Below are 18,589 nucleotides of genomic sequence, written 5' to 3'. Positions count from 1 at the left end.
AATTTTCGGCATGGCATTTGCTCTGTCAATTCAAAGCCTCTCTCCCCTCGCAGGGGATGAGCGCAATAACAAGAGCCTCGCCTGAGGCCATCACCCGCTTTGTGTGAGGAGATACCGCGATGACGTCGTTCAACTCCGGGGCCCAACCCCAGAACCGTGCGCCTCAATCCATCGGCTTTTTGCTGCTGGACAATTTCACGCTGATTTCACTGGCATCGGCCGTGGAACCGCTGCGCATGGCCAACCAGCTGTCCGGCCGCGAGCTGTACCGCTGGACAACCCTGAGCGTCGACGGCAACCAGGTATGGGCCAGTGACGGCCTGCAAATCACTCCCGACGCCTCCATGCATAAAGCGCCAGCGCTGGACACGGTCATCGTCTGCGGCGGCGTCGGTATCCAGCGCACTGTCACCCGTGAGCATGTGTCGTGGCTGCAAAGCCAGGCGCGCCAATCCCGTCGCCTGGGTGCCGTGTGTACCGGCAGTTGGGCCCTGGCTTGCGCGGGTCTGCTCGACGGTTTTGATTGCAGCGTGCATTGGGAATGCCTGGCGTCGATGCAGGAAGCCTTCCCGCGCGTTGCGATGAGCACGCGTCTGTTCACCCTCGACCGCAACCGCTTCACCAGCTCCGGCGGCACCGCGCCGCTGGACATGATGCTGCACTTGATCAGCCGCGACCACGGCCGTGAATTGTCGGCGGCCATCTCCGAGATGTTCGTCTACGAGCGCATCCGCAACGAACAGGATCACCAGCGCGTGCCGCTCAAGCACATGCTCGGCACCAACCAGCCGAAGCTGCAGGAAATCGTCGCGCTGATGGAAGCCAACCTCGAAGAGCCCATCGACCTGGATGAACTGGCGGTATATGTCGCTGTGTCGCGCCGCCAGCTGGAGCGGCTGTTCCAGAAATACCTGCACTGCTCGCCGTCGCGCTATTACCTCAAGCTGCGCCTGATTCGTGCGCGGCAGTTGCTCAAGCAAACGCCGATGTCGATCATCGAAGTGGCGTCGGTGTGCGGGTTCGTGTCTACGCCGCACTTCTCCAAGTGCTACCGCGAATATTTCGGCATTCCGCCACGGGATGAACGTGTCGGCTCCAACACCACCCAGCAAGTGGCGATGATGCCGATTCCGCAGGCGTTGGTGTTGTCACCGTTGTCGGGGCCGATGTCGGCGTTGAGCCAGGCCAGGAACGAGTCGACGTTTGCCAGTGTAAGGCTCTAAACCGAGTCGTCTGCATCGCAGGCAAGCCAGCTCCCACCTTGGAATGCGTTCTCCTGTGGGAGCTGGCTTGCCTGCGATAGCGGTATTTTCAGGCGCCGGAGTTCTGTTTGAATTGCATCAGCGCCGGCAACAACTGCTTGTCGATCGCCTGGCGCACCGCGGGCAAAATGGTCGCCTTGCCGGTGTACATTTGCTCCACCATTCCCTTGAGCGCCTTGGCCCGCGCTTCGCTCAAACCGCGCACCGCACATTCACACGCCTGCTCGGCGCTGGCGCCGCTGGCCACTTCAAATCCCAGCGAGCGCAGCTGGCTCAGCAGGTCATCCTGATCAATCAAATCCGCGTGCATCATGACGTTTATCCTGGTGTAGGGAACAGGGATTGACCTGGATTCTGGTAGGCCCCCGCTGGGTGGGCAAGAGCAGAATCGAGCGATGGCTTGGATGGCTATGAACAGGTCGTTTTCGGGTCACTTGGCAATACCGTTAATAGGCACACTGAACCCAGGCACGCAGCTTGACGGTTTGGTCACCCTCCAGATGCACAGCTCACACAAGGCCCCTCTGCCCCGATCCAGTCACGGCTGGCTCGGGGCTTTTTTTGCCGGTAAACCGATGACACGGCCAAGCAGGGCAGGCCTTGGCAGCTCGGCCTGGGCAGCGCTGATCGCGGCAAGCCGTTGCAGCGTGGCCTCGGTGAACGGCGTGGCCTGCGGCCCGGCCAGGTCGACGTGCAACAGCATCTGTTCATTGCCGGCCAGTTCCTTGTCGTCTCCCAGCCGGTGCAGGCTGTGATAAAGGTGCAGGCGCTTGGCGTCATGGGCGATCAGTTGGGTGCGCACTTCAACCTCGGCGCCCAGTTTCACTTCGTGCAGGTAGTTCAGGTGCAGCTCCAGGGTGAACAGCGAATGGCCGCTGGCTTCACGGTTGTCGCTGTCCAGACCCAGGGTGTCCATCAGCGCGTCGGTGGCGTAGCTGAATATCAGCAAGTAGAACGCGTCACGCAGATGGCCATTGTAGTCGACCCAATCGGGCAGGATTTTCGTGGTGTGGGTAGTCAGTGCGGGCATGGCATGAATCCAATTCAGTGTGCGGTCAAATGTGCTGGCCGGCCTGCGATAGCAATGGTGAGGCCAACACCGCCATCGCAGGCAAGCCAGCTCCCACAGGGTTATTCGGCGAAGCTCATGCCGTGCTTGGCCTTGGTTGTTTTTACGGCTTCCAGCACCGCCAGCAGGCAATCATCACGATAGCGCTCCAGCGCCGAAATGCTGTGTTGGCCCAACTGATCGCTAGTGCCATCGACAACGTCGTCAATCAGCTTGTCGGTCAGTTCCGGTGCTGGCAGGTAGGTCCATGGCAACTGCAACGCCGGGCCGAATTGCGCCATGAAGTGCCGCATACCGGCATCACCGCCTGCCAGGGTGTAGGTGAGGAAGGTGCCCATGAACGACCAGCGCAAACCCGCCCCAAACCGAATGGCGTCATCGATTTCACCGGTGGTCGCCACGCCGTCATTGACCAGGTGCAGCGCCTCGCGCCACAACGCTTCGAGCAGGCGGTCGGCAATAAAGCCAGGCACTTCCTTGCGCACATGCAGCGGGCGCATACCGAGGGATTCATACACCTTGATTGCAGCCTGGATCGCTTCGGGCGCAGTGCGCTTGCCGCCCACTACCTCCACCAGGGGCAACAGGTAAACCGGGTTGAACGGGTGGCCGACCACGCAGCGTTCCGGGTGGGTCGAACCTTCATAGAACTCGCTCGGCAACAGCCCGGACGTGCTCGAACCGATCAACGCATTCGGCTTGGCCGCCGTGCTGATCTGGCTATGCAATTGCAGCTTGAGCTCCAGGCGTTCCGGAGCGCTTTCCTGGATGAAATCGGCGTCCTTCACGCATTCCTCGATGGTGCCGACAAAGCGCAGGCGATCCTGGGATGCACCGGGCGCCAGGCCTTGTTGTTCAAGGGCGCCCCAGGCATTGGCGACACGTTTGCGCAAGGCCGTTTCGGCGCCGGGCGCGGGGTCCCAGGCGACCACATCCAGGCCGTGGGCGAGGGCGCGGGATACCCAGCCGCTGCCAATAACACCGCTGCCCAGGGCTGCGAAAGTTTTGATTTCGGTGATAAATCGCATGGCATATTCCTAAAGTGTTCGGTGATCCTTTGTGGGAGCCGGGCTTGCCCGCGATGGCTGCATTCCAGGCTACAAAGATGTGGCGAATGTACTGGCCTTATCGCGGGCAAGCCCAGCTCCCACAGGGTTGGGTTGTGTTTGCACTAGCCGCGTTTGGCCAGGCCCATCTTGATTCGCCCCTCGGCCGGGGTCATGACCCGCGCACCCAGCCGGCTGAGGATTTCACTGGCGCGTTCCACCAACTGGCCGTTGGTGGCGAGTACGCCTTTGTCCAGCCACAGGTTGTCTTCCAGGCCCACCCGTACATTGCCGCCCAGCAGCACCGCTTGCGCGGCCATCGGCATTTGCATGCGCCCAATCCCGAAGCCGGCCCACACCGCGTCGGCGGGCAGGTTGTCGACCATGGCTTTCATGGTGGTGGTATCAGCCGGCGCGCCCCAGGGAATGCCCAGGCACAGTTGGAACAGCGGGTTATCGAGCAGCCCTTCCTTGATCATCTGCTTGGCGAACCACAGGTGGCCGGTGTCGAAGATTTCCAGCTCGGCCTTTACGCCCAGTTCCTGGATGCGTTTGGCACCGGCCCGCAGTTGCGCCGGGGTGGACACGTAAATGGTGTCGCCATCGCCGAAGTTCAGCGTGCCGCAGTCCAGGGTGCAGATTTCCGGCAGCAGTTCTTCAACATGGGCCAGGCGGGTCAGGGGGCCGACCAGGTCGGTGTTGGGGCCGAAGTCCATCGGGTTCTCGCCGCCGCCGATCTCCAAGTCGCCGCCCATGCCGGCGGTGAGGTTGACGATGATGTCGATGTCGGCCTCACGAATGCGCTCCATCACCTCACGGTACAGGGCCACGTCGCGGCTGAACTTGCCGGTGTGCGGGTCGCGCACATGGCAGTGCACCACAGTGGCGCCGGCCTTGGCGGCTTCTACTGCGGCGGCGGCAATCTGTTTGGGCGTGACCGGTACGTGTGGGCTTCTGGCGGTCGTGTCGCCAGCACCGGTGAGTGCGCAGGTGATGATGACGTCGTGGTTCATGAGGCGGTTCCTTACAGGCGTGATAGTGCCGTTCGCGGTCGCATGTGGCCGCGAAACGGTGATTCAAAGAAGGTTATTTGCTGGTGAGTTTCAGGTTGGCGGCCGCGGGTTTGCCATCGAAGGTGGTCACGCCATCCAGCCAGCGCTGCTGGTCTTGCGGGTGATCCTTGAGCCACTGCCTGGCGGACTCCAGGGCGTCCTTGTGATCGAGCAGCGGCTGCATCATGCGGCTCTCGTCGGCAGCGGTGAACGTCAGGTTGGTCAGCAACTTGTGCACGTTGGGGCACTGTTCGGCGTAGGTGGGCGAAGTCACCGTCCACACGCTGGCCCGGCCTTCGTTCGGGCCCAGGGCGTCTTCGCTGCCGGTGAGATAGGTCATCGCTACATTCACGTTCATCGGGTGCGGCGCCCAACCGAAGAACACCACGGCTTCCTTGCGGCGCACGGCGCGGTCCACGGCGGCCAACATCCCGGCTTCGCTGGACTCCACCAGCTGGAACTTGCCCAGGCCGAACTGGTTCTTGGCGATCATCGCCTTGATCTGGGTGTTGGCGCCCGAGCCTGGCTCGATGCCGTAGATCTTGCCGCCCAGTTCTTTTTCGAACCTGGCGATGTCAGCGAAGGTTTTCAGGCCCTTGTCCGCCAGGTAGGTTGGCACCGCCAGGGTGGCGCGGGCGTCTTCCAGGCTGGGTTTATCCAGGACCTTGACCTGCCCGGCCTCGACAAACGGCGTGATGGTCTGGGTCATCAGCGGGTTCCAGTAGCCCAGGAACAGATCCAGACGCTGGTCGCGGATCCCGGCAAAGATGATTTGCTGGGAGGCGCTGGTTTGTTTGGTCTTGTAGCCGAGGCCGTCGAGCAGCACTTGGGTCATGGCGCTGGTGGCGATCACGTCGGTCCAGTTGACCACGCCCATGCGCACGTTCTGACATGAAGCGGCATCCGCTGCCATGGCGTTAGTGCTCAAAACGGCGCTGGCGCTGAGTGCGAGTACGCAACGGCGGATCAGTCGGTTCATGGTGGGTCCCTCGGCAGGTCGTTATTGTGGGGGCCGGTGTCTTTGTGCACCGTGACGTCACGTTACGCAGCTTGGCGAGCCACAAAACGCACGGCGGCGACCGCCTCTTGCACTGCAGCGACCTGTGCCCTTGAATCCTCGACTGAACGGGAGTATCACAGTGCCACGCTGCCCGTCCCACGAGAGCGCCATCATGTCCCAGGATTTTTACTTCTTGCTGATGCCGGGTTTTTCGGCCATCGGTTTCATCTCGGCGCTTGAGCCGCTGCGGGTCGCCAACCGCTTTCGTGGCGAGTTGTACCGCTGGCATGTATTGAGCGCCGACGGCGGCGCGGTGCTGGCGAGCAACGGTATGTCGGTCAACGCCGACGCCGCGCTGGAGCCGCTGAAAAAAGGCGCCACCTTATTAGTGGTGGCTGGTTTCGAACCTTTGCAGTTCGCCACACCCGCTTTGGAGCATTGGCTGCGGCGCCTCGATCACGATGGGGTGACCCTTGGCGCCATCGACACCGGCGCCTGTGTGCTGGCCGAAGCGGGCCTGCTTGACGGCCATCGCCTGACCCTGCATTGGGAAGCCATCGACGCTTTCAAGGAAGCCTATCCGCAGTTGAGCGTGACTCAGGAACTGTTCGAAATCGACCGCCGCCGCATCACCTGCGCCGGCGGCACCGCGTCCATCGACCTGATGCTCGATCTGATCGCCCAGGCCCACGGCTCGGAACTGGCGATCCAGGTGTCGGAGCAATTTGTGCTTGGCCGCATCCGCCCACGCAAAGACCACCAGCGCATGCAAATCGCCACGCGCTACGGCATCAACAACAAAAAACTGGTGTACGTAATTGGCGAAATGGAGCAGCACACCGAACCGCCCCTGAGCACCCTGGCCCTGGCCGACGCGATCAAGGTCACACGGCGTCAACTGGAGCGGTTGTTTCGCCTGCACCTGAACGACACGCCAAGCAACTTCTACCTCGGCCTGCGCCTGGAAAAAGCCCGCAAACTATTGCGCCAAAGCGATATGAGCGTGCTGGAAGTGAGTATTGCGTGCGGGTTTGAGTCACCGTCGTATTTCACCAGGAGCTATCGCGCAAGGTTTGCCAAATGCCCGCGGGAGGATCGCCGGCGGGAGGTGGTTTGACGGGTAATTAGAGTCAATTATGCTGGGAACTATAATTTATAGTTCGTTCAATAATTGAGTATAAAACCATGTTCGCGCACAGCGGTTTTGTGTTCCGTCGTCCCGCCCCGCCCCGCCCCGCCGAGCTGATAGCCAATGCCAATGCCAATGCCATTGCCGGTGCATTGGTGCCTTTTGAAAAGGGCATTCGCAAACTGGCCAAGAACATCGGGATTGAAAAGCTGAGCTTCCTGCGTACATTGTCCTGGGATTTCACCAAGCCGCAATTACCAGTGGGCGCGACTCTTGCGCAAGCGTTGGAACTATTGCATAACGCCGCCGAAAAAACCGGTTTATAGGGGATCATGGAAGGTGTAGGAAGTTTCTCTTTTTCATCGCTAACGGAGACTTATAGCAAAGGACTGCTAACGTCCTATGGGTCTTGGAAGTGGCTCTTGATCAAATGCTTTTGAAGTGAAGCACGCAGGCCAGGAAGTCACTACTTAACCATAAGAAGAGGTTGGCATGCTTAGAAAACTAGTTACTGTCATCGCGTTCGCGACCACCCCGGTGTGGGCAGTCCAGGCGCCTGCACCGTTCACTGGAACCGACTACAGCGGGCGCTATGAATGTACCGGCCAGGATAAACATATAGGCAGCTATAAGGGTGTTGTTGATATGGCGCTCGACGCCAAGCAAAGTACTGGCAAGTACGCCGCCTACACCTTCACCTTGACCCTGGAAGACAAGTCCCGTTATGACGGAATGGCCGCCGGGACTTCGGACGCGCTGGGCGTTTATTTTGCTCACACCGACCCTGTCTTGAAAGACTTCGGCGTGGGGGTCGCACAAATGACGTCAACCCCGGAGGGCAAAGTGTCTTTCGTTAAGTACTACTACGCCCCTGAATACGAGGGCGGTGGTCACGGCATGGAACACTGCGTCAAAAGTTGATGGGTAGTTACTTTTTCATCAGGGTTGAGCAGGCTGTTTTATAAGCTTCATGCTGATACTTGTTTAACGTCGTCGGCAGATCAAAGCTGTGCTTCTTGTTTTGCGCATTGATGGTCTGCGGCGATAACAGTGTCACTTCAACCCCGTCCAGCAACTGCAACACCCCTTCAATCTTGAACGTCGTCGGGCCACCGGCGAACTCGCCTTTCTTGCTGCGCTTCTTGATCGCAATGCGCTCGATGGCGTTGTCCTGAACAAAAGCCTTCACCTTGGCCGCGAAGGCTTTGACGTTGGCTGCATCATCGTCGTCTTCAAGGGCGATTTTCTTGGTGGCCAGGGCGACGTGGGTCAGCGTCTGGTTTTGTAGGGAGGCGAGGGCGATGATGGCTTCGCTGCCTTTGATTTCGATGCCGCAGATGGTCATGAGTAGCCTTGATCAAAAGAGAAGGTGGCGCGATTGTCGCTTATTCCTGCCCAATCGACTCCAAAAACTCCGACCGCTCATCACTCATCCGCGCCAGGCAGTCGTTGTGCGCAATCGCATAGGCCTTGGTGCCGGTCACTGCCGGGAAGGTGTCCACTGCACAATCGGCGTCGCGTAGTTTTTCCCACTTTTGCTGCGCATCCTTCAGACGGGCGGTAATGTCCGCCAGTTTGGTCTTGTCGCTGCCGTAGGTCGAACCCATGCGCTCCAGCAACCCCTGATAGTTATCCTTGAGCAATTGCTCGGCGGTGGTCTTGTTGTAGGTGGCGCATTCCAGGGTTTGCTGGTCGTTTTCGATGCCGTCGCACGGCGTGCTGTCGGTGTCTTCGGCCGCGTGGGCGGTGGTTGCGATGAGTGCCAAAGCCAGGAAAATCGATTTCATTGCGCCGTCTCATTTCACGTGATGCGCAATTCTGGCTCAAGCGTAAGACAAAGAACAGCCACCCGTCAGGCATGTCTGTATAGCCTTTGTCGTGGATTGACGCTTTCGGCAATTCCCCTGTCGTTTTTGCACCCGGCTCGGGTTGTCCCTGGGCATATGCTGGCCCCAAAGCGCCGGCAGACGATTCGGCGCATGAATCGCCAATAAGGGGACGCCTGATGAGCCCAGCCGAGTTGCACGCCGACAGCATCGTTATCGACGGTCTGATTATTGCCAAGTGGAACCGCGACCTGTTCGAAGACATGCGCAAAGGCGGCCTCACCGCCGCCAACTGCACAGTGTCGGTGTGGGAAGGCTTCCAGGCCACGATCAATAACATCGTTGCCAGCCAGACCCTGATCCGTGAGAACAGCGACCTGGTGATCCCGGTGAAAACCACCGCTGACATCCGCCGCGCCAAGGAGCAGGGCAAGACCGGCATCATCTTCGGCTTCCAGAACGCCCATGCGTTTGAGGACCAGCTTGGCTATGTCGAGATCTTCAAGCAGCTCGGCGTCGGTGTGGTGCAGATGTGCTACAACACCCAGAACCTGGTGGGCACCGGCTGCTATGAGCGCGACGGCGGGTTGTCGGGTTTCGGGCGCGAAATCGTCGCCGAGATGAACCGTGTCGGCATCATGTGCGACCTGTCCCACGTCGGCTCCAAGACCAGCGAAGAGGTCATCCTCGAATCGAAAAAGCCGGTGTGCTATTCCCACTGCCTGCCATCCGGGCTTAAAGAGCACCCGCGCAACAAGTCCGATGAAGAGCTGAAGTTCATCGCCGACCATGGCGGTTTTGTCGGCGTGACCATGTTCGCGCCGTTCCTGGCCAAGGGCATTGATTCGACCATCGACGACTACGCCGAAGCCATCGAATACACCATGAATATCGTCGGCGAAGACGCCATCGGCATCGGCACCGACTTCACCCAGGGGCATGGCCAGGATTTCTTCGAAATGCTCACCCATGACAAGGGCTACGCCCGCCGCCTGACCAGCTTCGGCAAGATCATCAACCCGCTGGGCATCCGCACCGTGGGCGAGTTTCCCAACCTCACCGAAACCCTGCTCAAGCGTGGCCACCCCGAGCGCGTGGTACGCAAGATCATGGGCGAGAACTGGGTCAACGTCTTGAAGGACGTCTGGGGCGAATAAGCCAGACACCTATCGGCAACACCACCACGAATTTTTCTGGAGTTAAGTTTCCATGGCCAAGATCGCCCCGCAATTGCCAATCGAAGTCGACAGCGAAACCGGTGTCTGGACCTCCGACGCCCTGCCCATGCTGTACGTGCCGCGCCACTTCTTCGTCAACAACCACATGGGTATCGAAGAAGTACTGGGCGCTGATGCCTACGCCGAGATCCTCTACAAGGCCGGCTACAAATCCGCCTGGCACTGGTGTGAAAAAGAAGCCGAATGCCATGGCCTTGAAGGCGTCGCGGTGTTCGAGCACTACATGAAGCGCCTGTCGCAACGTGGCTGGGGCCTGTTCAAGATCCAGGACATCGACCTGGATAAAGGCACCGCCAGCGTCAAGCTTGAGCACTCGGCGTTCGTCTACGTGTACGGCAAGGTCGGGCGCAAGGTCGACTACATGTTCACCGGCTGGTTTGCCGGTGCCATGGACCAGATTCTTGAGGCCCGTGGCAGCAAGATCCGCACTGTCGCCGAACAAGTCTACGGAGGCTCCGAAGAGGGCCATGACGACGGCCTGTTCACCGTCAAACCGTTGTAAGCCGAGGACCGTGCCATGGCTTTCGAAGCAATGTTTGCGCCGATCCAGATCGGCAAACTGACCATCCGCAACCGCGTGCTCAGTACTGCCCACGCCGAGGTGTATGCCACCGACGGCGGCATGACCACCGACCGCTATGTGAAGTATTACGAAGAGAAAGCCAAGGGCGGTATCGGCCTGGCGATCTGCGGCGGCTCCTCAGTGGTGGCTATCGACAGCCCCCAGGAATGGTGGAGTTCGGTGAACCTGTCCACCGATCGCATCATCCCGCACTTTCAGAACCTGGCCGACGCCATGCACAAGCATGGTGCCAAGATCATGATCCAGATTACCCACATGGGCCGTCGCTCGCGTTGGGATGGTTTCAACTGGCCGACCCTGATGTCGCCGTCCGGCGTGCGTGAGCCGGTGCACCGCGCCACCTGCAAGACCATCGAGCCGGAAGAAATCTGGCGTGTGATTGGCAACTATGCCCAGGCGGCGCGCCGTGCCAAGGCCGGTGGCCTGGACGGGGTAGAGCTGTCTGCCGTGCACCAGCACATGATCGACCAGTTCTGGAGCCCGCGGGTCAACAAGCGTACCGACGAATGGGGCGGCAGCTTTGAAGGCCGCATGAAGTTCGGCCTGGAAGTGCTCAAGGCCGTGCGTGCCGAAGTGGGCGATGACTTCTGTGTGGGCATGCGCCTGTGCGGCGACGAGTTCCACCCGGACGGCTTGTCCCACGAGGACATGAAGCAGATCGCCAAGTATTACGACGACACCGGTATGCTCGATTTCATCGGCGTGGTGGGATCGGGGTGCGACACGCACAACACCCTGGCCAACGTGATCCCGAACATGAGTTATCCACCGGAGCCGTTTCTGCATTTGGCGGCCGGGATCAAGGAAGTGGTCAAGGTCCCTGTGCTGCACGCGCAGAACATCAAGGACCCGAACCAGGCCACGCGCATCCTCGAAGGCGGCTATGTGGACATGGTCGGCATGACCCGTGCGCACATCGCCGACCCGCACCTGATCGCCAAGATCAAGATGGGTCAGATCGACCAGATCAAGCAGTGCGTGGGCGCCAACTACTGCATCGACCGCCAGTACCAGGGCCTGGACGTGCTGTGCATCCAGAACGCCGCGACCTCCCGTGAATACATGGGCGTGCCGCACATTATCGAGAAGACCACCGGGGCCAAGCGCAAAGTGGTCGTGGTGGGCGCAGGCCCCGCCGGTATGGAGGCTGCACGTGTCGCCGCCGAGCGCGGCCATGACGTGACCCTGTTGGAGAAAAAAGAGTTTATCGGCGGGCAGATCACCACGGCTTCGAAAGCGCCGCAACGCGACCAGATCGCCGGTATCACCCGTTGGTACCAGTTGGAGCTGGCGCGCTTGAAAGTCGACCTGCGCCTGGGCGTGGCGGCGGATGCCGAGACCATCCTCGACCTGCGTCCGGACGTGGTGGTGCTGGCGGTGGGCGGGCATCCGTTTATCGAACAGAACGAACACTGGGGCGCCGCCGAAGGTTTGGTGGTGAGCAGTTGGGATGTGCTCGACGGCAAAGTCGCGCCGGGCAAGAACGTACTGGTGTACGACACCATTTGCGAGTTCACCGGTATGTCGGTGGCGGACTTCCTGGCCGACAAAGGCTGCCAGGTGGAAATCGTCACCGACGACATCAAGCCCGGTGTGGCGATTGGCGGTACGTCGTTCCCCACGTACTACCGCAGCATGTACCCCAAGGAAGTGATCATGACCGGCGACATGATGCTGGAAAAGGTCTATCGCGAGGGCGACAAGCTGGTGGCGGTACTGGAGAACGAATACACCGGCGCCAAAGAAGAACGGGTGGTCGACCAGGTGGTGGTGGAGAACGGCGTGCGCCCGGACGAAGCCCTTTACTACGGGCTCAAGGAAGGCTCACGCAACAAGGGCCAGATCGACGTTGAAGCGCTGTTTGCGATCAAGCCGCAGCCATGCCTGAGCGAAGCGGGTGACGGGTACTTGCTGTTCCGCATTGGTGACTGTGTGGCCCAGCGCAACACCCACGCCGCAATCTACGACGCCCTGCGCTTGTGCAAGGATTTCTAAGCCGAAAGTGGACCCGGTCTGAAGGTGGGAGCTGACCAGTGTGGGAGCCGGGCTTGCCCGCGATGCAGGCGACTCGGTCTTGAGTGAGACCGAGTCGATGCCATCGCAGGCAAGCCAGCTCCCATATTGATCCGGCCCCCATGCAAGACCTGTGTGGTCTGTGGGAGCTTCATCATGTTGAACACCTTGCTGCCTATTCTCTTGTTTGCCGCTTTGGGGCTCGCCGTGCTCGGCGCTTTGCGCCGGGCAAACATGTGGCGCCGTGGGCGTGCATCCAAAGTCGATCTGCTGGGCGGCCTGTTGGCCATGCCCAAGCGCTACATGGTCGATTTGCACCACGTGGTCGCCCGCGATAAATACATCGCCAATACCCACGTGGCCACGGCGCTGGGCTTTGTGCTGTCGGCGCTGCTGGCGATACTGGTGCACGGTTTCGGCCTGCAGAATCGCATCCTTGGCTATGCCTTGCTGCTGGCTTCGGTGTTGATGTTTGTGGGTGCAATTTTTATGTACCTGCGCCGCCGCAACCCGCCTGCGCGCCTGTCCAAGGGCCCATGGATGCGTCTGCCGAAAAGCCTGATGGCGTTCTCGGTGAGCTTTTTCCTGGTGACCTTGCCGGTGGCCGGGATTTTGCCCGCTGACTTTGGCGGCTGGCTGCTGGCTGCGCTGCTGAGCGTGGGTGTGCTGTGGGGCGTGTCCGAAATGTTCTTCGGCATGACCTGGGGCGGGCCGATGAAGCACGCGTTCGCAGGTGCCCTGCACCTGGCCTGGCACCGCCGTGCCGAGCGCTTCGGCGGCGGCCGTTCCACCGGCCTGAAACCGCTGGACCTGAGCGATAAATCCGCGCCGCTTGGCGTGGAAAAACCCAAGGATTTCACCTGGAACCAACTGCTCGGCTTCGACGCCTGCGTGCAATGCGGCAAGTGCGAAGCAGCGTGCCCGGCATTCGCTGCCGGCCAGCCGCTGAACCCGAAAAAACTCATCCAGGACATGGTGGTCGGCCTGGCCGGCGGCACTGATGCCAAGTTCGCCGGCAGCCCGTACCCAGGCAAGCCTGTTGGCGAGCACGGCGGTAACCCGCACCAGCCGATCGTCAACGGCCTGGTGGACGCAGAAACCCTGTGGTCGTGCACCACCTGCCGCGCCTGCGTGGAAGAGTGCCCGATGATGATCGAGCACGTGGACGCTATCGTCGACATGCGCCGCCATCTCACCCTGGAAAAAGGCGCCACGCCGAACAAGGGCGCCGAAGTCCTGGAAAACCTGATTGCCACCGACAACCCCGGCGGGTTCGCCCCTGGCGGTCGCCTCAACTGGGCGGCGGACCTGAATCTGCCGTTGCTTAGCGACAAGGGCAGCGCCGATGTGCTGTTCTGGGTCGGCGACGGCGCTTTCGACATGCGCAACCAACGCACCCTGCGCGCGTTCGTCAAAGTGCTCAAGGCGGCCGGAGTGGACTTTGCCGTACTCGGCCTGGAAGAGCGCGACAGCGGTGACGTCGCGCGACGTCTGGGTGACGAGGCGACCTTCCAGCTGTTGGCCGCGCGCAATATCCAGACCCTGGGCAAATACAGCTTCAAGCGCATCGTCACCTGCGACCCGCACAGCTTTCATGTGCTGAAGAACGAGTACGGTGCCTTCAACGGCAACTACCGGGTGCAGCACCACAGTACCTTCATGGCCGAGCTGATCGGCGAGGGCGCGCTGAACCTGGGCCAGCACAAAGGCAGCAGCGTGACCTACCACGACCCGTGTTACCTGGGCCGCTACAACGGCGAATACGAGGCACCGCGCCAAGTGCTGCGGGCGTTGGGTATCGAGGTCAAGGAAATGCAGCGTTCGGGCTTCCGTTCGCGCTGCTGCGGCGGTGGCGGCGGTGCGCCGATCACTGACATTCCCGGCAAGCAACGTATCCCCGACATGCGCATGGAAGACATCCGTGAAACCGGTGCCGAACTGGTGGCCGTGGGCTGCCCGCAATGCACGGCGATGCTTGAAGGTGTGGTCGAGCCGCGGCCCTTGATCAAGGATATTGCCGAGCTTGTGGCCGACGCTTTGCTTGAAGACCCCACGCCGGCAAAAGTGCCAAAACGTGAACCCGCGGAGGTGCATTGATGAGCGACATTATTCGCCGCGACCCTCGGGCCGAATGGATCGCCCGTAACCGTCTTCACCCCTTGCACGCGGCCATGCAGCCAGTGCAGCACAGCTGGATGGGGCCCAACGGTATCATTCGTAAAAACGTGCACGGTGTCGGTTTTATCGGCCCCAACGGCATCAAGCGTATCGACCGCAGCGGCGCCCAGCAGGGCGGTGCGGCCAAGCGCACGGCGGCGGTGGACGTGCAGTTGCCGCTGCATCAGGTACCAATGCCGGCGTTCTACATCAGTGTGGTGCCGGACATGGTCGGTGGCCGCTTGAGCAGCCACGACCGAGACCTGCTCGGCCTGGCCAGGCAACTGGCCGGCAGCGACGGCGCGGTGCTGGCCGTGGTGTTTGGTGAGCACAAGGAAAACGCCTTTGCCACGGCCGGTGTCGACCGTCTGCTGGTGCTGGACGGCCAGGCGTTCGACGGTTATTCACCGGAGCAACGCGTGCAGGGCCTGCGCGCTGTGGATAACCAGTTCAATCCACGCCACTGGCTATTGCCGGACAGTCGCAGCGGTGGCGGCGAATTGGGCCGGCGCTTTGCCGCCAGCCTCAAGGAACGCCCGGCGACGCGCGTTTGGCAAATCAAGGGCGATGAGTGTATCGGGCGTGCGGGGGCGGGCCAGCAAGACTTGGCTCGGCCGCTGCCACGCCTGATCCTGGCGGCCGTTGAATGCGCCGAGCCGGTCAGCGAGACCCGTCATGAAGTGTTGCCCGTGGAGTTATCCATAAGCCTGGCGCGCAGTTTGCCGCGTATCGAGGACCTTGGTGCGGTGGCGGTGGACCCGGCGGCAATTCCCATGGCCGAAGCGGAATTCATTTTCTCCGGCGGCAACGGCGTCAAGGACTGGGCGCTGTTCCACCAGACCGCCGCAGCCCTGGGCGCCACCGAAGGCGCGTCGAGGGTAGCGGTGGACGATGGTTTCATGGCGCGTGATCGCCAGGTCGGTGCCAGTGGCACCTGGGTCACGGCAAGGGTTTACGTAGCCGTGGGTATTTCCGGGGCGATCCAGCACCTGCAAGGCATCGGGGCCTGCGACAAGGTGGTGGCGATCAACCTCGACCCGACCTGCGACATGATCAAGCGTGCCGACCTGTCGGTGATCGGCGAAAGCGCCGCGATTCTGCAAGCCTTGATCGATGCGGTGCACACCTACCGCAACGGCACCAAGCGCGATGCAGCTTAGGGACATGACCATGACAACCAATGTAATCAGCCTGGTATCCATCGGCGCCCATCCTACTTCCGGGCGTCCGCGTCGTGCCGAGCAAGACGCCCGTGCTGTCGAGCTGGGGCTCCAACTGGCTGGGGATAAGTTGCAGGTGCTGCACGCGGGCGATATCAACGAGCCGACCTTGCGCAGCTACCTGGGCATGGGCCTGCCACAACTGCAGGTACTCGAACAGCCGGCTGGCGCCGATGCGTTGCCGGTGCTCAGCGAGTATCTGCGCGACGCGGGCGCCCAAGTAGTACTGACCGGAAGCCAGGCAGAAACCGGCGAAGGCTCGGGGATGCTGCCGTTCCTGTTGGCCGAACAACTGGGCTGGCCGCTGATTGTGGGGCTGGCGCAGGTGGAGTCCATCGACGCCGGCGTAGCCCTGGTGCTGCAGGCGTTGCCTCGCGGCCAGCGGCGGCGCTTGAAGGTGCGCCTGCCGTTTCTTGCCACTGTGGATAACGCCGCGCCCAAACCACGCCAGAGCGCCTACGGCCCGGCGCAACGGGGTGAGCTGGCGGCCCATGAGGTCGAGATTGAACAGGATGAGTTATTCACAGGCGCACTGCTGCAACCGGCCAAGCCGCGTCCAAAACGCCTCAAGGTGATCAAGGCCAAGAGCGGCGCCGACCGAATGAAGGCTGCAACGGCCAAGGCTAGCGGCGGCGGCGGGCAAGTGCTCAAGGGCGTCAGCCCGGAGGCGGGCGCAGAGGCGATTCTCAAGCTGCTGATTGAAGAGGGTGTCGTACGCTGATTCACTGTGGGAGGCACTTGCTCCCACAGCAGTCCTGCGGTTTACCCACAATCGCTGTTGATGCGCCTGTGGATAACCTGTTCGCGGTTGTCCACACCCCCTGTATATCAAGCCTCACGGCCCTCTGTACGAAAAATAGCCAGCCTAACCTGCGGTTTTTCCAGCGGTTTTTCCGGTAGGCAGTGCTGAGTTGCCCCCAAAGTCTGTTGGCGCATCTGTGGATAAGATGTTCGCTATCTTCTATGAGCCTTGTAAATAAAGGCTTTCAGGAGCTTGATCGAAATTTGATCAATTTCGGCTTTCCTCTGCACTGAAACCTTCGAAAGCCTGATTTATTTAGCTTTTACGTGCTTTTCCACAGGCTGGTTAAAGTTGCCCCCAAAGTCTGTTGGTGTATCTGTGGATAAGGTGTTCGCTCAGTGCTGTAGGCCATATAAATCATGGCTTTCAAGAGATTGATCAATAAATGATCATGCGATGACGAATGCCCCGCTTACAAATAAGTCACGGATTTTCTTGATTTAATTTAAGCCGCACGCCGACTTGCCCACAATTGCTGTGGGTGGCTTTGTGGATAAGTTGTTGGGCAAAGGCTGGAGGGCACGGCGCTAGAGGTCTGCGCGAGAACTGATCAAATAGTAAGCAGCGACCGCTTCATGTGTAGGAGCGAGCTTGCTCGCGAAAAACGTCAACGATAACGCGTGCTTCCTGAATAAACGCGTTGCCTGTGAGTTTTTCGCGAGCAAGCTCGCTCCTACAGTTTGATCCATGGGGTGTCAGTTACTCGTGCGCGGCCACACCTTTGAGGTACGGCGCCGGAGCGGCCCCCAGGTTGTTCAACATGCGCTCGCTGTACCAATCCACAAAGTTCACCACGCCAAACTCATAGGTCTTGGAGTACGGGCCCGGCTGGTAGGCGGTGGAGTTGATGCCGCGTTGGTTCTCCTCGGCCAGGCGGCGATCCTGGTCGTTGGTGGCATCCCACACCTGGCGCATCCGCTCCACGTCGTAGTCCACGCCTTCCACGGCATCCTTGTGCACGATCCACTTGGTGGTGACCATAGTTTCCTGGGCGCTGATCGGCCACACGGTGAACACGATGATGTGATCGCCCATGCAGTGGTTCCACGAATGAGGCAGGTGCAGAATGCGCATCGAGCCCAGATCCGGGTTCTTGATGCGGCCCATGAGTTTGGCGCAGCCTTGTTTGCCATCCAGGGTCATCGACACGGTGCCCTTGAGCAGCGGCATACGCACAATACGGTTGCGCAGGCCGAAGCTGGCGTGGGCGTAAGGGATTTTTTCGGCATCCCAGGCGGCGGCGGAGGCGGCTACATGGTCCTTGAACGCCTGGTCGGCACGCGGGTCGGTGACGTCGTCCCACTCCAGCAGGGTTTTGAGCAGTTCCGGGTGCGACGCGTTGCAGTGGTAGCACTCGCGGTTGTTTTCCAGCACCAGCTTCCAGTTGGCTTTTTCGAACAAGGTGGTCTGGATCGCCACCTTGGTGTTTTCCATGTCGTAGGGTTCCATGTAATGGCTGAGCGTCGACAGGAAGTCATCGATGGCCGGCGGGTTTTCGGCCAGGCTGATGAAAATGTAACCGCCGGCGGTCTTCATATTCACCGGTTTCAAGCCGTACTGCTTCATGTCGAAGTCGGCACCCATCTCGGTGCCGGCGAACAGCAGGCGGCCGTCCAGCTCATAGGTCCACTGGTGGTAGTGGCAAACCAGCTTGGCGACCTTGCCCTTGTCACTGGTGCACAAGCGCGAACCACGGTGGCGGCACACGTTGTGGAATGCATGCACTACGCCGTCGGCGCCACGGATGACGATGATGGGGTTCTTGCCCACTTGCAGGGTCAGGTAGTTGCCCTTGGTGGGGATTTCGCAGGTCATGCCGGCGATCAACCACTCTTTCTGGAAGATCTCCTGCATGTCGATATCAAACAACCGCTCATCAGAGTAGAACGGCTGTGGCAGCGAAAAGGTGCGCTCGCGCTCGTGCAGCATTTGCGCGGTGGCCTTGCGTGCGGGTTCCAGCGGATCGCCCAAGCTTAAGGTTGCGGTGACGTCCATCGTGTGTGTCCTCATGGCCATTCTGTGTGGCCGGCGAATAGTGGCTACGGTTGGTGCTGTGCAAGGCGTAAAGAACGCGTCTTTGTTGGGAGCGAGTGTGGGCCCGGCGTCACGTCGGACCTTATCCATGGGCGACATGGCCCAATCTGATCCCGACGCGCAAGCCCCTGTCTTTGGGGGCTGGTCGCCGTAAGTAT

General features: G+C 60.6%; 17 protein-coding genes and 1 pseudogene. 10 read left to right on the top strand and 8 right to left on the bottom strand.

Translation table 11 applies throughout. The features are described 5' to 3' along the window. Nucleotides 1–119 precede the first annotated feature (119 nt). On the top strand, nucleotides 120–1,223 hold the full coding sequence (locus tag JFT63_RS12955) for a GlxA family transcriptional regulator (RefSeq protein ID WP_005792167.1): 1,104 nt from the start codon (nucleotides 120–122) through the stop codon (nucleotides 1,221–1,223). Between the two features lie 88 nt (nucleotides 1,224–1,311). Here JFT63_RS12955 and JFT63_RS12950 read toward each other — a convergent pair whose 3' ends face one another. The 5 genes from JFT63_RS12950 to JFT63_RS12930 form a co-directional block, all read right to left on the bottom strand. Then, on the bottom strand, nucleotides 1,312–1,575 hold the full coding sequence (locus JFT63_RS12950) for a hypothetical protein (protein WP_198844109.1): 264 nt from the start codon (nucleotides 1,573–1,575) through the stop codon (nucleotides 1,312–1,314). Between the two features lie 225 nt (nucleotides 1,576–1,800). Beyond that, nucleotides 1,801–2,292: a thioesterase family protein gene (locus JFT63_RS12945; RefSeq protein WP_198844108.1), complete on the bottom strand. Its 492-nt coding sequence runs from the start codon at nucleotides 2,290–2,292 to the stop codon at nucleotides 1,801–1,803. 101 nt (nucleotides 2,293–2,393) lie between these two features. Next, on the bottom strand, nucleotides 2,394–3,359 hold the full coding sequence (locus JFT63_RS12940; RefSeq protein ID WP_057702191.1) for an L-carnitine dehydrogenase: 966 nt from the start codon (nucleotides 3,357–3,359) through the stop codon (nucleotides 2,394–2,396). 143 nt (nucleotides 3,360–3,502) lie between these two features. Further along, nucleotides 3,503–4,390, bottom strand: coding sequence for a 3-keto-5-aminohexanoate cleavage protein (locus tag JFT63_RS12935; RefSeq protein WP_186560295.1), 888 nt, complete (start codon nucleotides 4,388–4,390; stop codon nucleotides 3,503–3,505). 73 nt (nucleotides 4,391–4,463) lie between these two features. Beyond that, nucleotides 4,464–5,408, bottom strand: a complete 945-nt coding sequence (locus tag JFT63_RS12930; protein WP_186560296.1) for a choline ABC transporter substrate-binding protein — start codon at nucleotides 5,406–5,408, stop codon at nucleotides 4,464–4,466. A 193-nt stretch (nucleotides 5,409–5,601) separates the two neighbouring features. Between JFT63_RS12930 and JFT63_RS12925 the strand changes: the two genes are divergently transcribed. The 3 genes and pseudogenes from JFT63_RS12925 (at nucleotide 5,602) to JFT63_RS12915 (ending at nucleotide 7,479) form a co-directional block, all read left to right on the top strand. Next, a complete protein-coding gene (locus JFT63_RS12925; RefSeq protein WP_198844107.1) occupies nucleotides 5,602–6,546 on the top strand; it encodes a GlxA family transcriptional regulator in 945 nt (314 codons plus the stop codon). Nucleotides 6,547–6,662: 116 nt separating this feature from the next. Continuing rightward, nucleotides 6,663–6,872: pseudogene (locus JFT63_RS12920) on the top strand (hypothetical protein); the annotation flags it as partial. A gap of 178 nt (nucleotides 6,873–7,050) precedes the next feature. Further along, entirely contained in the window at nucleotides 7,051–7,479 is a 429-nt protein-coding gene (locus tag JFT63_RS12915; RefSeq protein ID WP_057702195.1) for a hypothetical protein, read from the top strand. Nucleotides 7,480–7,486: 7 nt separating this feature from the next. Here the strand turns inward: JFT63_RS12915 and JFT63_RS12910 are convergent, their stop codons facing one another. Beyond that, nucleotides 7,487–7,903, bottom strand: coding sequence for a DUF3010 family protein (locus JFT63_RS12910; protein ID WP_186560300.1), 417 nt, complete (start codon nucleotides 7,901–7,903; stop codon nucleotides 7,487–7,489). Nucleotides 7,904–7,943: 40 nt separating this feature from the next. Next, nucleotides 7,944–8,345, bottom strand: coding sequence for a lysozyme inhibitor LprI family protein (locus JFT63_RS12905; RefSeq protein ID WP_014720247.1), 402 nt, complete (start codon nucleotides 8,343–8,345; stop codon nucleotides 7,944–7,946). A 218-nt stretch (nucleotides 8,346–8,563) separates the two neighbouring features. Here JFT63_RS12905 and JFT63_RS12900 point away from each other — a divergent pair, with 218 nt between their 5' ends. The 6 genes from JFT63_RS12900 to etfB all read left to right on the top strand — a co-directional run bounded on the left by JFT63_RS12900 (nucleotide 8,564) and on the right by etfB (nucleotide 16,316). Beyond that, nucleotides 8,564–9,541, top strand: coding sequence for a dipeptidase (locus JFT63_RS12900; RefSeq protein ID WP_005792153.1), 978 nt, complete (start codon nucleotides 8,564–8,566; stop codon nucleotides 9,539–9,541). 52 nt (nucleotides 9,542–9,593) lie between these two features. Next, complete coding sequence (locus JFT63_RS12895) at nucleotides 9,594–10,124, top strand: DUF5943 domain-containing protein (RefSeq protein ID WP_005792152.1); 531 nt, start codon at nucleotides 9,594–9,596, stop codon at nucleotides 10,122–10,124. Nucleotides 10,125–10,139: 15 nt separating this feature from the next. Then, on the top strand, nucleotides 10,140–12,200 hold the full coding sequence (gene dgcA, locus JFT63_RS12890) for a dimethylglycine demethylation protein DgcA (protein WP_057702197.1): 2,061 nt from the start codon (nucleotides 10,140–10,142) through the stop codon (nucleotides 12,198–12,200). Between the two features lie 174 nt (nucleotides 12,201–12,374). Continuing rightward, nucleotides 12,375–14,315: a dimethylglycine demethylation protein DgcB gene (gene dgcB / locus JFT63_RS12885; RefSeq protein WP_198708786.1), complete on the top strand. Its 1,941-nt coding sequence runs from the start codon at nucleotides 12,375–12,377 to the stop codon at nucleotides 14,313–14,315. Next, the gene (gene etfA / locus JFT63_RS12880; RefSeq protein WP_198844106.1) at nucleotides 14,315–15,535 is read left to right on the top strand and encodes an electron transfer flavoprotein subunit alpha; all 1,221 of its coding nucleotides are present in this window, start codon (nucleotides 14,315–14,317) and stop codon (nucleotides 15,533–15,535) included. Before dgcB ends, etfA begins: the two co-directional genes overlap by 1 nt. 10 nt (nucleotides 15,536–15,545) lie before the next feature. After that, the gene (gene etfB, locus JFT63_RS12875; protein ID WP_057702200.1) at nucleotides 15,546–16,316 is read left to right on the top strand and encodes an electron transfer flavoprotein subunit beta; all 771 of its coding nucleotides are present in this window, start codon (nucleotides 15,546–15,548) and stop codon (nucleotides 16,314–16,316) included. Nucleotides 16,317–17,096: 780 nt separating this feature from the next. On the opposite strand, the gene gbcA is transcribed toward etfB, so the two are convergent. Continuing rightward, on the bottom strand, nucleotides 17,097–18,392 hold the full coding sequence (gene gbcA / locus JFT63_RS12870) for a glycine-betaine demethylase subunit GbcA (protein WP_198844105.1): 1,296 nt from the start codon (nucleotides 18,390–18,392) through the stop codon (nucleotides 17,097–17,099). Nucleotides 18,393–18,589: the final 197 nt, after the last annotated feature.

This window comes from Pseudomonas sp. MF7453 (genome assembly GCF_016405455.1).
In the GTDB taxonomy this organism is placed as follows: Bacteria; Pseudomonadota; Gammaproteobacteria; order Pseudomonadales; family Pseudomonadaceae; genus Aquipseudomonas; species Aquipseudomonas paralactis.
Note: the sequence above shows the minus strand (reverse complement) of the source record. Positions and strands in the feature narration are given on the sequence as shown.